Below are 14,982 nucleotides of genomic sequence, written 5' to 3' on the forward strand. Positions count from 1 at the left end.
TTCAAATTTTAAACATTAATTTCAAAAAAATACAGGAGTGACTTCTTATGTAAGTTCATGATTGTTAGATAAGTCACACCATCATTTATAGCGGTGACGAGAACCCGCTACTCTGTAAGGCTCATATCTTTAGCCAAAAGCTTTTTTATAAGTTAGTTTACTGGTTAAAGGCCAAACATGTTTTTGTACCAGATTCCACGCTATTTATGACGTGGAAAATTATTATTCTCTTTGTTTGTCTATCTCTATTTAGATTGCTTATATAACCTTTGTTGCGATGTTTCCAGAAGTTCCGGATACTTGTGAATGGACAAAAATAGTTGCTTTTTAAGCTGCATTTTGCTGTAAGTCAATGTGCTATATTGGGCGAGGTTTACTTGTTAAATTTTTTAAATATTTTGTTAATAAAATTTTAATATTAAGATTTTCTTTTATTAACTTTGAAAGACCTGAAAGTCACTATTATTGCACCGGTAAAAGCTCTGATAATGAAAATTTTCGATATAATACTTTTTGTAACGCTCATAAGCATAGCAGTAGGTCAATTCGCCTTCGACCTTATTGGTATTTATGGAATGTTGGTATTAATTGGCATTGCGCTCGTTGGTTTAATGCCAACAAGAATGATTTTTAGCAGAAATTCATTCTTTCGTCATATCTTACAGAGAATCGCCGGTAAAGCTCAAAGGCAATAAGTACTGGGCTTTATCAACAACCCAAAAACCTTTCTGACTTCCCATAATTATTCTTATTGGCTTTTCAAATCGGCTTTCTGTTTCCAGCATGGCTTGCCGGCAATTACCACAAGGTGTAACAACGGAAGGAACCATCTCTCCATCTTTTAATGCAACAATAGCAATCGCTTTTACCCTTTGATCCGGGTAGTTGGCATTGGCATAAAACAGGGCAACCCGCTCGGCACACAACCCGCTTGGGTAGGCAGCGTTTTCCTGATTATTACCCATAACAATTTTGTCGTCTTCGAGTAATACCGCTGCGCCCACGTTAAACTCTGAATAAGGTGCATATGCATTTTTTGCAGCATCGATTGCTTTTTCTACCAATTTGGAATCTGTTGTGGGAAGTTCTTCTGTGTTGTTATATGTCTCGTAAGAAAAGTTAAACTCTGCTTGTTTCATCCGTTTGTAATTTTAATTTGTGACTGAATCCGGCCTCTATTCAGTTATTTCGTGCAATTTCTGCTATCTTGTTAAAACCGGGCCCGATTCATTAATTATTTTACTTCACAGTTCAAATATGCAAAAAAAACGCCATGTTTGAAGCGAAATAGAAGTAAACTTGCTTTTCGTCCCCTGTCGCTTCTTTTTTGAGGCACTCATAAGAACAATATATCCAGTTTGGTATGCTGTTTTTACAGAAATTGTAAACCTTTTGTTATAGTTTTATTATTGCAACAGCTCAATTAAAAATATTAGATTAGCACCAAAATTGAAATCTATGTATCGAATTATCATATTGTTGCTTTTATTTGTTCTGTCTCTAATGGCATCTGCACAAGATATTTCCCGATCAGATTATATTGAGCAATATAGCGATGTGGCAATATCTGAAATGAGGCGAACAGGCATTCCTGCAAGCATTACAATGGCCCAGGCTATTTTAGAATCAAGCAATGGTAATAGCAGGTTGGCACGCCGGGCAAACAATCATTTTGGAATAAAGTGCCATAGCAACTGGAGTGGCCAAACAATTAAGCACGACGATGATGCCCGGAATGAGTGCTTTAGAAAATACCGTAATGCTGATGAATCTTTTAAAGACCACAGTGCATTTTTGGTCAATGGTGCGCGCTATCAGTTTTTATTTGATTATAAACCTACAGATTATAAGCGCTGGGCAAGGGGTTTGAAAAAAGCTGGCTATGCTACAAATCCACATTATGCAAAAAAGCTTATTGAACTCATCGAACGCTATGATCTTCATAAGTTAGATCAAGGTGTAAAGGTACAACTGGCTAATAAGGAGGATGATACGACTCAGGAGACTCAAGGTTTTGCCCCCAGTACGGGAAAACATCCGGTGAAAGAACGTAACAGGGTTGAATTTACTGTGGCGCGCCCGGGCGACACCTATGCTGCGCTTACTGAAGAGTTTGACAAGATGCGCTGGGAGCTGCAAAAATATAATGACGTGCCAGATGGTATTGAACCTGAGCCTGGTCAAATAATTTACCTGCAGCCCAAACGCAACAGGGCAGCAAGAGATCATAAACATCATATTGTAGAACAGGGGGAGACCATGTGGTATATATCTCAAAAGTATGCGGTTAAACTTCGTAAGCTTTATAAAAAGAATCGAATGGAGCCGGGTGCTGAACCTCAAAAGGGAGATAAAATATGGCTCAGGCGAAAGAAGCCCCGGAACCGGTAATTTAAACATAAAAAAGGAGCAAAACTATTTGCTCTGAAATCAATAAAAAACAGAATGCCACCCAAAACATTAGAAATAAGTTTTAAATAATCTACACCTATGGATTAAACTATATGCATTTAATGTTTGAGGGACATTCTGTATTTGAAAAATTTTAGTCGTTTTCCATGAACAGGAAATTTCCGTTCATATCGAAATAAAGTTCAATTTCGTTATCCAGTTCTATTTCATACATTTGCTGGCCATCTTCGTATTCCAGTTCAGCTTTGGCAATACTGTTGTCCGGATAATTTGTTTCCACATAATCAATTATAGCTTGTGGCAGATCGGCAATGGGAATGTGATTGTCATCGCTTGAAACGTAATTGCCCGACCCGTCAAATTCCAGCTCCATACCATTGTCTAGTTTTATTTCGTATTCTGTTGCTCCATCTTCAATGTCCATTTCTGCATAAATAATGGTGGCATCAGGATAGTTTGCCGTTACGTAGTCCAAAATATTTTGGGGAAGCTCGCTTGTACTAATGTGGTCGCTATCGTCATCGAGGCTCAAAAACATACCACTTTCATCGAAATAAAGTTCAAGTCCGTTGCTTAATGTGATTTCATAAACCCGTATACCATCTTCCATCTCAAATTCAGCTTTAATAATGGATTGCGCAGGGTAATTGGAACTTATGTAGTTCCCAATCAACTGGGGAATACTGTCATTACTTATGTTTACATTGCTGTCATCCATTCCCAGGTAATTGCCGTTGCTGTCGAAATAGTATTCATTGCCGTTATTCAATTCGACTTCGTAGGTTGTGCTGCCATCGTCAAAGGTTCTCATATAAATTTCTACAATGCTTTGGTCTGGGTAGTTTTGACCAATGTAATTCGTGATTGCATCGGGATATCCGGAATTATCAATGGTTTCAAACTGTGTCGATTTTGGCTGATTGCTGGTTAGCTGATCAGTGTCTTCATCTTTTTCACATCCTGTAATAAACAGAATGAAAGCAGAAAAAACTATTAAGTATTTAAGCATAGTGTTGTTGTTTTAATTTAGACTTAATCAACTTAACGTATGGTTGTTGCCTATGTTTTGAAGGCGGAGCCATTTAACTTATTATTAATTTTTAATATAACGTAATTTCAAACCACGCGAGCTTGCTGTAGGAAAATCGGCGCTCGTTGAGTTGTACACGGCCTCAGCCGGGTGTTTTGGAAACCAAAACAAATTCGCCGTGATGCTCCGATAAATGCAAACGGAATATAATTATCGGCGAAATATATTTTGACCGCGACTATTGAAAATTTTCATTAAAAAACCACCCTGATAATTTCAAAAAGAGCGAGTCGCATCCAGCTTTTGCCCACTACAAATGCGATCAACTCCTTTGAAAATATGCTGCTCCACTACTTTGATTGGTTGATTAGTAGTGTTATCGCCGTATCAATCATGGTGTCGTGACCGTTTTCTTCGTCTGACGGCTCCATGTTCACGTAAACATCAGGTGGCACGCCGGTTTCAAAATCGTAAAGGGTGTCGCCATTGGGATAGCCCGAACGGGTGACGCTGAAGCGGTAGTACCAGCCATTGGGCATTTGACCACCATGCGGTGCACCGGCACCACCTCCGGTAGTGTCGCCAATTTGCGTTACATTTTGATAGGCTTTTAGTGCTGCCGCAAAAAAGGTTGTGGCACTATAGCAATTCCGGTTGGTAAGGATGACAACCGGTTTGGTGTATTTTATGCTTCCTTCCGGATCGTTGTACACTTTCATTAGTTCACCGAAGGCATCGTGTTCCGGGCCGTCTTTAATAACCGTGCCGTAGAGATAATGCTTTTCTTCGGTGAGGCGGTTTATCATTTGAAATATATTGGTGATGGCGCCGCCGCCATTTTGCCGCACATCGATTATAAGGCCTGTGGTTGGCCGCATCCGGTTTAAGGTGTAATCAATATCATAATCGCTGATTGGGTAGCTGAAGGAGCCATATTGGATGTAGCCTATCAGGTGTCCGTTTACCGGAAATAACTGGTGTTTTAGCGGTCCTGTTATGTAGGAGTGTTCTGCCAGGTCAAAATGATTAAGCTCGTTGGGTTCCAGGTAGTAATCTTCAAGTAACCGGCCATTGTAGTTTTCTGGTGCATCATACGAAATATTGTACCTCGATACATTAAATGATGAGCGTAAATTTACATGTCCGTCTCTTAGGGTACCCAACATTTGAAACATCAGATTGAAAAATGCTTCGTTGGTCATGTGGGTATTTACACGTGCTGAATATTCGGTATAAACTTCGTCCCAATCGATATTTTTAACATCGAAATAGCTGTATTTTTGGTCAACCTCGTTCCATAAATATTCAAAGTTCTCCCTGTGATTGTAATCAGGATCACCGTCCATAAAAGGTTTTTCACAACTGCTCAACCCGAACAGCACCACCATTATGATTGTACCGAAACTGAATGAATGTTTATTCATGAGCCGTTTTGTTTAGTTTAAACTTGAAAATCAGTTGAAACAAATGCTGAGCGCCACGCACGGGGCTGTAGCCTGGGTCTATTTTGTAATATTTCCAGATATAACCAAAACGAATAATGTTGTTGTTTCGCAAATGGTAGTTTATGCCTGTATTGAAATTTAAAAGCAGTGCACGACCAATTCCTGTGGTTTTACTGCTCTCTACATCATATGGATCTGTTCGGCCATCAACAAAATTTTCGATGACCACATAGGTAGGCCTCAGGTAAACAAAACCAAGGGGAATGTCGAAGGCTGTTTCAAAGGTTACACGGTGTGGTAAGTATTTTACCTGCCAGCGCCACAAGTTAATTTCGAAACCTTTCAGATGTAGTGTTTTACTCAATTGACCGGAGAGGCCAATGCCGGTTAAAACATCATAGCCAAACGATGCATTAAATAGTTGCTCATTGAATCGCATGCGCATTAAATAGGTTGCATTGATGCCTGCAAAAACATTAAATGGCAACTTTTGCCGTGGATCAGGATTCCAAAGGTAGCCCGTTGCAATATCGATGTTGTACGTGGTAAAATATCCCAAATCGTTTATCGCATTGCTGCCCTGAAAACTCATCCCAATTGATGCTTCCATATCCCATATCCTGTTCATTTTTTCGGACCGATAACCCAGCATCCCTCCATAATTCAGCCCTTCATACAACAATGGCGATACACCTTCATCGATTGTTTTTTGTTGCCCGATATAGCCGCCTGAAAGTATATAATTGGAGCGATCGCTGAAATCAAATAATCTTATGGTATCCTGGGCAAATCCCAAAAATGGAGTAATGGCAAACAGCGCCAGCAGAAGTTTTTTATTCAATTTGATATGTTTTTTTGTTTCATTACAAATTTATGCATTGTGTACATTAAACCAAATTAAAAAAGCAAGCGTTCTTTGTGCGTAAATCATTGAACAGGATACATCGTTCGGTTTGGTTCAGAAGGTTATAGCGTTGCTATGGTTATGGAATTTTGGCTGCTTAATCGGCGATGTAACTGGCTATATGTTTTTTGCGGGGTAGCCAATAACTTTTCCAGGAGCCATCTGTACGCTCATCGATAATAACACCGCGGCTTGTGCTGTGTATAACTTTTTTTATCCCCTGGCTATCGGTATCGAGAATGATGGCTACATGGTTCACATTACCGCCTGATTTATTTTTTGTGAAAAAAACCAAATCGCCGGGTTGGGCCTTTTTTTCTCTGATTTTTCTGCCTGAAACAGCCTGCTGGGCAGCTGTGCGGGGCAAATTAATACCTGCTTCGGCAAAAACATAACCTGTAAAACCGGAGCAGTCGAATCCCCGGGTGGTGGTGCCTCCGTACCTGTAGGATGTGCCAATGTGCTTCTGGGCTTCTTCAACAATTGTTTTCCGCATCCCTGCCAGCTCTTTAGGAGTCACTTTTTTAGTGGTAGTGTTCGATTGGGGTATTTCTGCCGTGGCTAGTTTTATGCGGGGAGCCTGTTCGAGTTGCTGCCTGAGCTCGTGTATTTTCTGGCTGGTCAGAGGTCCGGCCTTATCCTCAATTTCTGAAATGTCGTTGTTGGCTGTCTCGACTAATTGATCGGTTAACCGCTGAATATCTTCTTTCAGGTATTGTGGTATTTTTTTTCGTCTTGCGCGGTCGAGGTAGGTGAGTGCTTGCTCCAGGTGTTCCGGGTTGTTCGATTGGCTGTAAAAGTGTGTGTGGAGCAGTGATTTGAAATAGAGTGGGGTGGGGTCGGCCGGATTTTTCTGGATGCTGCGATTGGCCTTTTTGAGCGCTTTTTCGTATTGAGCCTTTTCGTACTTCTTATCGAGTTTCTGATAAAGATTTGCCGTACCACATGCAGAGGTGATTAAAAATGCTGTTAAAGCAATTATTCCTGCTGTAAATAATGGTTTAATTATGTTCCGACTGGCCGAATAGGTCATTAAATGCTGTTTTGTTTCTCTCTTCAATGTTTTGAAAAAGCGATTGTTCAAATGTATCAAAATTACTTTTATCTGCTTGCCCCAGGATATTTTTTTCGCTTAAATGATAGAGTTTGTCACACAAATTTGTAAGTGTTTCCATTACATGCGAAGTAATAATGATGGTTTTTCCCTGTAACTTCATCTGCAGGAGTATTGACCTCACAATTCTGGTTGTTTCCAGATCAAGCCCGTTAAAGGGTTCATCCAGAATCATGATGGGTTTATTTTGTTTTATTACCGCCATAAGCGCCAGCTTTTTTTTCATGCCTGTCGAATAGGTGTCAGTAATTTCTTTTAATGGCAGTTTAAACAGGGCATTCCACTTGTTGAGTTCAAAGTTGGGCTCCTGAAAAATGTCCAGGTATTCTTTACCGGTAATATTGTCATAAAAAAACGGTTCGGTAGGCAGCATACTGATTTGCTTGCGCGAAATTTCTGCTTCGTTCCAATAAATATGCCCTGCAGCCTGTTTTTTAATCCTGAATATGGCATTTAAGAGGGTTGTTTTACCTGCTCCGTTTAAGCCCACTATGCCATGAATTTTATTTGAATCGAATTGTACAGACAGGTTATCTATAACTGTCTTTTTACCGTATTTCAGGGTAAGTGATTTAATGGTAATCATACATCAGTGGATTTAGGTTTTTAAGGGCTTTGTTGTAAAAATAGGCTGTCAGAACGGGCATCAGCGGCAGCAATACCGGAATAAAAATACTTAAAACGCCAAGACTCAGAAATACCTGACTTGCAGCGCTCTTTTCATTGGGCACATAGAAGGCATATTTGAGCATAACCATGTACACAATTATTATTGAAAATATAATGACTTCAATTATGGGAATGTACCAATATTGAAGGTTAAAAATCAGATAAACCAAAATAAGCGGTAATAGGGCCAGACTGTATATTTTTAGTGCCGTGGTTATTTTGTGCAGCAAGAAAGCACCCGGCGGCATTTCAGCAGCCAGTAACATATGTAATGGTTCGCCTTTTTCATAAAAGCCCAGTGGTAATACACTTAAAATAAATATCGATATGGGTATGGCTGCAGGATGGAAACTCGTGGCCATAGCTGCAAAATAAATAATTATAATAATCAGGGAGCCTTTACGAAGCCCGCTTTTCCATTCGTAAGCCTGTTTGGGTATTTTTGAGGTTAAGATGTTGGTCCTCAGTTGCCTGTTTTGCATCGGTGGCAAATAACTTAATGCAAATATGGCGCATAGAAAGCTTGCTAAATGTAAAAAGTTTTGGTGTATGATAAGTGAAATTATAAGAGGTGCAGCAACAATTGCGTACTCAGCGGTCATGAGTATACCATCATACCTGATATAGTTTTGCAGAAATTTTCTGTCGCTTCTTTTGAAATGTGTCAGTGCAATTAATAATCCGTAAAGCACGATGAGCCATGCCGGGTGCTGGTTGGCAGCGTTATAAACAATAAAAACCACAAAAGATAAGACCAGTACAAGAAACAGCGCCCGGGCAATTCCCATATCTCTCAAAGCCCTGTAGCTTTGAAGAAACCTTATCTTAATTAATTGAAATTGCACGGTTCGGGCTGTTGGGTTATTGTTTAATTATTCTGGTTTGGGGTCTATATTGTCAATTTCATTGTCGGGATTATCGTTCTGATCAAGATCGATAGTAAATTCATCGCTTTTGGCCTGTGATTCCAGAAACTCTTTGATCTCGTCAGTGGTCATTTTCTTTACGTTTGTAATGAGAAAATGCTCGTGAATAAATTTTCCAAAACTATTGCACTCTTTTGTTGTGTTGCTGAGTATTTCCTGAACAGGTTTTTCAATGGGCAACAGGCAGGTAAGCATAGCAAATTTTTCTTCGAAATGCACCTCTTCCAGTTCACCACCATTTTTCTTTATGGTGTATTCAAACTCTTTTCCTATCAATTCTTTCTGCACATCGGTATAGTGCTCATCATCGTTATTAATCAGCACCACAAAATAGCGGAGGTTGGTACCTTTACCTCCGAGTCCGGTGGAAACAAATAATTGCTTTTCATCGAGCAACTCACTTTCAAGAAGCATACGGCTCTCTTGCAGGCCAAGGGTTACCCAGGGTTGCATCTCCTCTTCTGCATGTGCTTTATATTTTTCCAAAGCCCGGTAATAGTCCACTTTATCAAAAGAAGCCAGGGCGCATACAAGATCTTGCTTTTCTTCGGTTGGTACCTCCGGATCGTGAAGTTTATTGACCTCTGACAGGTAATCGTATTCTTTGTCAAGTGTCTTTTTTATGTCTTTAGCTCTTTGAAAATATTTCATCTGCAGTTTTACATCTATCTGTTCCTGCAGGATATTTATATTGGCTGATTTATCGCCAATCATCTTCTTCAATTTATCGTACAAATTATTCTGATCTTCCATAATCGCCTCCTGATATCCTTACATTAAATTGTTACAGATGTTTAAATTTATTATTGAAAGGATAGAATTTTACAAAACTTACTGTCCCAATCAAAGAAACAAAAATTATACAACTCTCACAATTCGGAAAAAATTGCAGCCTCTTTCCATTGTCTGTTTTTGCTACAAAATTGTAAGTTTCGCGTCTCGCCCGAACTTTCCAAATCAGTGATATGGACATATGGAGCTCGCCATGATGAATTAAATTCCTAACAGACAAGATTTTTAGTTTTATTATAATCATGCGTGTGCTTTGCTCCGCTTAAGCTTGGCGAAGGCGAAGTGTGTTTCGCCAGCCAGAGGATCATGGCTCGGTTAATTAAAAGAATCATTATGTATAAACAAGAAAAAACGCCATCTAACAGTTGGAGAAGTCGCATTCCATCACTAAGCTTTGAGGAGTGAGTAGAAAAGATTAAAATAGTGAGGTTGTTGCAGAGGATGTCTGTAACGGAATACAACGCAAATTATACAACGACCGTTATCATACAGTTTTTTCCGGTGCGCTTTGTACTTTGCACAGATTGGGGTAGCATGATGGTTTTTTTATAAAACATTGAAAATTAGTAATTTTTTTCTAATTGTTGGTTCTTTTATGTTGTTTTTTCCGTAACTTGTTTAGTTGGAAAAAATTAAAATATGTTACGAAAATATGAAACTATGAACCGAGCCATGATCCGCTAGCTGGCGGAACACAGTTCTACTGAGCGTGTCGAAGTACACTCGCGTGATTATAACGAGCCCTCAAACATTATGCAGCTTACATTGGACTTATAATGGCGATTGTCATCGGGATAGGTACTGACCACTAAAATCAAAATTATAAACATATGAAAAAATTATTTCTATCAATAATTGCAATTTCATATTCTGTATTTCTACTTGCCCAAATACCAACACAGTTTAAATATCAGGCAGTATTGAGAAATACAGATGGAACGATAATGGCAGAGGAAAATGTAACTGTTGTAGTTTCAATCTTAAAAAGTGACCTTACCACAAGTGTATTTGAAGAAACACACAGTACAACCACTACCATTCATGGTTTAATAAACCTAAACATAGGTTCAATAGAAGATCTAAACACCATTAATTGGACTATGGATGAGTATTTCATAGAAATAAGTATTAATGAAACTGTAATGGGAACAAGCCAGTTATTAAGTGTGCCATATTCATTGCACGCAAAAACAGCAGAAACTATAACAGGAACTATTACCGAAAATCAAATTAGCGATTTAGATCATTTTACTACAACAGATGAAACGGATCCTGTTTATAATGCTTCTGTAGCTTCCGAAATTACTTCCACAGATACCTCCTACTGGAATGATAAACTTGATAGTTATAATGAAATAGACCCTTTATTTGATGCCTCTGTAGCATCTGGTGTTACCTCCACAGATACAGCTAACTGGAACAACAAAAGCGAATTTGACGGAGATTTTTCCAGCCTTTACAACTCTCCGAATCTTGCTAATACAACACTTGAAAAAAACATACCGTTAAACACGAATGATGCCACTAGCAGCTTAAATATAACGAAAAATAATGGTGCGAGTGTTATGAAGGTTGATGGTACAGGTAGAATTACAGGCGATGGTAGTGGATTAAGTAATGTTAAACCCCTATTAAATTATGTTGGGGGAGACCAACGTTATCAAATTACCGCCAATTATGGAACATATAACAATGTTAGGTCTGTAACTATGACAGCACCTTCAAATGGAGTGTGTTTTGTAATGGCAAGTGGCTATGTAGATTGGGAAAGTATTAATTGGGATGTTCTTTTATTAGGTATTTTATGTGATCAGGATCCAAATATTTCATGGATTGCCGAAGATGAATGGTATCATTATTTAAACATACTTACTGATTATAATTGTCCTGATTCTTCTGATCAGTATACATCATTTGCACAACATAGATGTATTCCTGTTAGTGCGGGTATGCATACTTTTTATCTTTGGGCAAATAAACATAGTGCAATGGCCAAAGTAAAAGTTGCAGATGTTAATTTATCGGTAATGTTCTTTCCAACCGGAGGTACAGGTAAATCAACTAATAATGCCGTGCTGAAAGAAGATGAGCCTGTTATTAAAAGGGAGAGAATTCCAAATACTGTATCTGGTTACAACTAATAAATAAAATACCAGAATAGTTGATCCAGATCGAACTATGTTTTTTAATCAATAAGGTCTTTATAGGGAGTGGTGCTCAATATTTCTTTGGCTTTGTCGAAATCGTTTATATTTACTACCAGCTTTACGGTTTCAGCCGGGTGCGAACCCGTGTAAGCATTTACAGCAGAGGATGCAGGGTTGTCCGATTCCAGCATGGTGTAAATTGATGCTTCCTCAAGTATGCGCTGCATATCTTCCGCCGTGATGTGGTCGTCTATTGTGGCCAAAATTCGAGTATCTTTTCCCGCCATAAGCATTAATTGTTTTAATTCAATTTTTTGTTCTATCGCAGTTTAATTCTGTAATGTACAATATTTAATTCATAAATCAAGATTATTCCATATTACAAATCATTCTTCTGAAGGTGAAAATACTTTTCCCCACTACTGCGCGATTTTATTGAAAGTTTTTCCAAAGGGTGCAAACGACCGAAAGGCTTAACGAAGACCATTGAAAATAAATAATTGGGTGAGTAATTTTATTGACCGCCTCGTGCTAAGTTCAAAATAACCGTGTATTTTTGAGATTTAATAATTAAAATTTAGATACGGAAAAGCCTAATGTGCACTGTAACATACATACCGTCAACTGAGGAAAATGGTTTCGTGCTTACTTCAAACCGCGACGAAAAGGAATTCCGACCAACTTCGCCACCTGAAATATATGCTTATGGCAATTGCAAATTAGTTTATCCCAGAGATGAACAAGCGGGAGGCTCCTGGATTGCAATAAACGAGAAGGGAAATATCAATTGCTTGCTCAATGGTGGCATTATAGCACATAAAAAACAGGAACACCACACCAAAAGCAGGGGGACTGTTTTACTGGATTTTACACTTTCAGCACTTTCAGTTCAGGCATACTTTTCTCAAACAGATTTATGCAATGTAGAACCTTTTACCATTGTTGGTCTGAAACAAAGTAATGGCAAAATGCAAGATATTACAGAATTTATTTGGGATGGAAAACATAAACATTTCCGGCAATTAAATGTCTTCAACGCTTATATTTGGTCTTCGGTAACCCTGTACAATAAAGATGACCGAAAAAACAGAAAAAAATGGTTTGAACAATTTTATAAGGAACACAAAAACGCTATAACCAAAGAAAAGATAATTGATTTTCATTCCGGCAATTATACCAGTGATAATTCAATTGGCCTGATCATGCAAGAAGATAGTGGCTTAAAAACCTTAAGCATTACCCAGATTTCAATGTCTGGCAATAAGGTACAAATGAGCTATTTTGATTTGTTGAACAGTTCTGTGAAAGAAATTGAATTATAGAAACCACTAATAACTATACAGATATTCAATAGCAAGACAGTGACCCTAAGCAACCGGGGATGAAGCACGAACTCATTGAAGTTAATCTGAACTTTATTTACAAGCTTATCTTTCTGAACAATGTAGTTTTTACAAAGAAAGACTAAAAAAATCCGTTTAATTTTTCTTTCGTTTTTATGACAAAGAAATAATTATTTAGTTTTTCAACAATTTGTCTGGCGCGGGTGATGTTCTTGTGCTTTAACGTGAGTTTATAACCATTAAGAATTCCGATTATTGTATTATCAGTTGGTTCATCGGGATTTCGCTTAACTGTAAATTCCTTCTTAATACCCCTGGGGGCCTTCTTTTTATCAAAAGTCGCAATGTATTTTCTAATCCTTCCATCTTCTATATCAAAAGGTGCTTCCGGGGCTTTTATTTTCCTTTTTCCACTACCCCAATTTTCACCTGTCTTAATTCTGTTGATTTGCATTTCAGAAACACCATAATCCAAAGCTATTCTTCTTAATGGAAGCCCTTTTTTTATTTGTTTTTTTATTTGCTTTACATCGTCATGGGTAAGTTTAGTATTGGTGAATTTCTTTTTTTTAACTATTAAATTTGTGTAATGAAGATTCTTCTTATTGCCATCCTTGTAATCAATTTCTTGTTTTTTCTTATTTATTCCTTTGGGTAATACGCCAAAAGCAATTGCAACTAACGTGGCTACCGGAACACTACGTGGTTTTCCATTATCGTCAGTAAGGCTGGCATATCCATGTCTAAGCTTGCCATTTTGCATTCGGAATTGAACATGCAGCTCGGTTATATATACTTTACCCTTTGTACGCCAGGATCGATTTCTACCTGTATCAGTCCTGTATATTCGTCCTGACTCACTTATATGGTATCTTTCAAAACCTTTTACACTATAGCAAACTTCATTATTGATTATCTTTTTACTCATCCTAATTGTGTGGCCTTTTAATTACTACGATACAACAAAGATACTAACTTTCAGGTTTTAGGTTTCGGGTCTCTAAAAATACAAATTTTCAATTTGTCTGATTTTCGTGGATACTCTATAAATTACAAAAGTAAAAGATTTTTACTTTTTTGGCATATTGGGTTTCAGATTTCCTCTGCTACCTTCCGTTTACCGGCAATTTCCTTTGCTTGCCATATTTTTCAGTCCCCCGTAGTCATTTATTTACGAAAAAACAGAGATTACAGCAGTTAACAGTTGTACAATAAGCATTCCGCTTAGTGGGTGCTTTTGAAGGTCGGTAAAAAATGTATATTTTAGCGGGTTGTTGGAGCATTTACATGAAACGGAGTGGAACGCAAATTATACAGCGACCGTTACCCAATATAAAAAGCAAACACCAAAAACAAACAGAATTACAACCCTCTAAATTTTCAATTATGCTACAAAAACACAATCTTTTCACAATTTTAATGCTGGCTTTGGCAGGCACACTATTAATTTTCACAGCCTGTGAAGACGAAGAAGAACCCACCAACAGCGCCCCAACCAGCACCATAACCAGCCCGGAGGATGGTGCTGAATTCACGCAAGGTGAAACTATTACAATTATCGTGGATGCCGTAGACGAAGATGAAAATCTTGAAGAAGTACGTTTTTATGTAAATGATGTTGGCGTAGGTTCAGTCAGCAGTTTACCTTATAGCTTTGATTGGGATACAAGTGATGAAGAGCCTGGCTCATTTATCATTAAAGCAGAGGCTATTGATGAGGCACAGGAAAAAACATCGGATGAAATAAATATTACACTAACTACTTCTGGCAGCGGCGATTTTGAATTGATCACTGTCTCAGGCGGTGCCTTCGACATGGGTTGTACCGATGAACAAAACAACTGCGGCAGCGATGAAACCCCGGTACACACGGTAACGGTAGACGATTTCCAGATTAGCAAATATGAAATTACCAACCAGCAGTATGCCGATTTCATGAACGAGATTGGAGCCGGCAGCGACGGTAGCTATAATGGTACAGAATACCTTGACATGGCCGACAGCGATTGCGAGGTCGATTATTCCGGCGGGCAATTTGTACCTGAAAGCGGACAGGAAAATCATCCGGTAATAGAGGTAACCTGGTACGGCGCCAAAGCCTTTTGCGAGCATCATGGCGGGCGCCTGCCCACCGAGGCCGAGTGGGAATTTGCTGCCCGCGGCGGCAACAGTGCCACAGCCACCCTGTATGCCGGCAGCG

14 protein-coding genes are annotated in these 14,982 nt (G+C 38.6%); 4 read left to right on the top strand and 10 right to left on the bottom strand.

Features of this window, described 5'->3' with window-relative positions:
- Nucleotides 1–659: 659 nt before the first annotated feature.
- Complete coding sequence (gene cdd / locus VJ937_RS07575; RefSeq protein ID WP_324066296.1) at nucleotides 660–1,139, bottom strand: cytidine deaminase; 480 nt, start codon at nucleotides 1,137–1,139, stop codon at nucleotides 660–662.
- 319 nt (nucleotides 1,140–1,458) lie between these two features.
- Between cdd and VJ937_RS07580 the strand changes: the two genes are divergently transcribed.
- Complete coding sequence (locus tag VJ937_RS07580) at nucleotides 1,459–2,391, top strand: glucosaminidase domain-containing protein (RefSeq protein ID WP_324066297.1); 933 nt, start codon at nucleotides 1,459–1,461, stop codon at nucleotides 2,389–2,391.
- Nucleotides 2,392–2,545: 154 nt separating this feature from the next.
- Here VJ937_RS07580 and VJ937_RS07585 read toward each other — a convergent pair whose 3' ends face one another.
- The 7 genes from VJ937_RS07585 to VJ937_RS07615 all read right to left on the bottom strand — a co-directional run bounded on the left by VJ937_RS07585 (nucleotide 2,546) and on the right by VJ937_RS07615 (nucleotide 9,253).
- A complete protein-coding gene (locus VJ937_RS07585; RefSeq protein ID WP_324066298.1) occupies nucleotides 2,546–3,421 on the bottom strand; it encodes a PepSY-like domain-containing protein in 876 nt (291 codons plus the stop codon).
- Nucleotides 3,422–3,792: 371 nt separating this feature from the next.
- Nucleotides 3,793–4,866, bottom strand: a complete 1,074-nt coding sequence (locus VJ937_RS07590; RefSeq protein ID WP_324066299.1) for a S41 family peptidase — start codon at nucleotides 4,864–4,866, stop codon at nucleotides 3,793–3,795.
- The gene (locus VJ937_RS07595) at nucleotides 4,859–5,728 is read right to left on the bottom strand and encodes a hypothetical protein (protein ID WP_324066300.1); all 870 of its coding nucleotides are present in this window, start codon (nucleotides 5,726–5,728) and stop codon (nucleotides 4,859–4,861) included. The genes VJ937_RS07590 and VJ937_RS07595 overlap by 8 nt, the downstream gene beginning before the upstream one ends.
- 160 nt (nucleotides 5,729–5,888) lie before the next feature.
- Nucleotides 5,889–6,824, bottom strand: coding sequence for a C40 family peptidase (locus tag VJ937_RS07600; protein ID WP_324066301.1), 936 nt, complete (start codon nucleotides 6,822–6,824; stop codon nucleotides 5,889–5,891).
- Nucleotides 6,793–7,491, bottom strand: a complete 699-nt coding sequence (locus tag VJ937_RS07605) for an ATP-binding cassette domain-containing protein (RefSeq protein WP_324066302.1) — start codon at nucleotides 7,489–7,491, stop codon at nucleotides 6,793–6,795. The genes VJ937_RS07600 and VJ937_RS07605 overlap by 32 nt, the downstream gene beginning before the upstream one ends.
- Entirely contained in the window at nucleotides 7,478–8,419 is a 942-nt protein-coding gene (locus VJ937_RS07610) for a hypothetical protein (protein WP_324066303.1), read from the bottom strand. The genes VJ937_RS07605 and VJ937_RS07610 overlap by 14 nt, the downstream gene beginning before the upstream one ends.
- Nucleotides 8,420–8,446: 27 nt before the next feature.
- Complete coding sequence (locus tag VJ937_RS07615; protein ID WP_324066304.1) at nucleotides 8,447–9,253, bottom strand: hypothetical protein; 807 nt, start codon at nucleotides 9,251–9,253, stop codon at nucleotides 8,447–8,449.
- An 869-nt stretch (nucleotides 9,254–10,122) separates the two neighbouring features.
- Between VJ937_RS07615 and VJ937_RS07620 the strand changes: the two genes are divergently transcribed.
- Nucleotides 10,123–11,433, top strand: coding sequence for a hypothetical protein (locus VJ937_RS07620; protein WP_324066305.1), 1,311 nt, complete (start codon nucleotides 10,123–10,125; stop codon nucleotides 11,431–11,433).
- 44 nt (nucleotides 11,434–11,477) lie between these two features.
- On the opposite strand, the gene VJ937_RS07625 is transcribed toward VJ937_RS07620, so the two are convergent.
- Nucleotides 11,478–11,726: a hypothetical protein gene (locus VJ937_RS07625; protein ID WP_324066306.1), complete on the bottom strand. Its 249-nt coding sequence runs from the start codon at nucleotides 11,724–11,726 to the stop codon at nucleotides 11,478–11,480.
- 309 nt (nucleotides 11,727–12,035) lie between these two features.
- Between VJ937_RS07625 and VJ937_RS07630 the strand changes: the two genes are divergently transcribed.
- Complete coding sequence (locus tag VJ937_RS07630) at nucleotides 12,036–12,761, top strand: NRDE family protein (RefSeq protein WP_324066307.1); 726 nt, start codon at nucleotides 12,036–12,038, stop codon at nucleotides 12,759–12,761.
- A 142-nt stretch (nucleotides 12,762–12,903) separates the two neighbouring features.
- Here the strand turns inward: VJ937_RS07630 and VJ937_RS07635 are convergent, their stop codons facing one another.
- A complete protein-coding gene (locus VJ937_RS07635; protein ID WP_324066308.1) occupies nucleotides 12,904–13,710 on the bottom strand; it encodes a hypothetical protein in 807 nt (268 codons plus the stop codon).
- 458 nt (nucleotides 13,711–14,168) lie between these two features.
- Between VJ937_RS07635 and VJ937_RS07640 the strand changes: the two genes are divergently transcribed.
- On the top strand, nucleotides 14,169–14,982 hold an 814-nt coding region (locus VJ937_RS07640), incomplete at its 3' end, for an SUMF1/EgtB/PvdO family nonheme iron enzyme (RefSeq protein WP_324066309.1).

The sequence above is a fragment of the Salinivirga sp. genome (assembly GCF_035268865.1).
Taxonomy (GTDB): Bacteria; Bacteroidota; Bacteroidia; order Bacteroidales; family Salinivirgaceae; genus Salinivirga.